This window comes from Arhodomonas sp. KWT (genome assembly GCF_010993615.1).
The window spans coordinates 1-701 of record NZ_WNXE01000878.1 but is presented as its reverse complement, the minus strand read 5'-3'; the positions used below and the strand labels follow the sequence as shown (position 1 = coordinate 701).

At 70.2% G+C, this 701-nt stretch carries 2 protein-coding genes; both read left to right on the top strand.

Annotation, left to right across the window (positions count from 1 at the left end; genetic code table 11):
* On the top strand, positions 1-457 hold a 457-nt coding region (locus tag G7A99_RS23020), incomplete at its 5' end, for a DUF2345 domain-containing protein (RefSeq protein WP_163144366.1).
* The coding region (locus G7A99_RS23015) for a hypothetical protein (protein WP_163144363.1) at positions 454-701 on the top strand (248 nt) is incomplete at its 3' end. The genes G7A99_RS23020 and G7A99_RS23015, both read left to right, overlap by 4 nt.

Here is a 701-nt window from a genome sequence, read left to right as displayed (position 1 = left end):
GGGCGGCGCGCTCAGCGTCTCCAGCGGCGAGGACGTCAACATCGCCACCGGCGGCAGCCTCGTCGCCGCCATCACCCGCCGCCTCTCGCTGTTCGTCCAGCGCGCCGGCATCAAGCTCTTCGCCGCACGCGGCAACGTCGATATCCACGCACACACCGGCGCCATCGGCATCGCCGCCGAAAAGGACGTCGAGGCACGCGCGTCGCAGCGGAAAATCGACCTCGCCGGCGCCAAGGAGATCGTGCTCACCTGCGGCGGCGCCCGCGTGCGCATCCGCAACGGCAACATCGAGCTCCACGCCCCTGGGCGCGTGAGCATCAACGGAGCCCAGCACAGCTTCAGCGGGCCCGTCGAGCAGGAAACCACCACACCGGTATTGCCGGACGACGATCCTGGCCTGTGTCCCTGGAAAGGCCGTTCCGCCGCCGCCAGCGGCGAGGGGGGCGTGGAGGAATGAATGCGGCAAGCGGTACGCAGCCGTACACCCTCGTCAATCACCACGACCTGTCCGGACTGCTGCAGGGCGGGGCGCTGTACGAGCTGATCGACCCGGCGACCTCGGACCCCGGGACGGGGGACGCCAGCCGGCAGGCCTGCGAGACCGTCGTCAATCCGTTCTCCGAACAGCCACCGGCCGAGCGACTGCGCCTGCAGCCCGTCACGGGCACGCCCCAGCGGATATGGACGAGACTGCAGGCCCA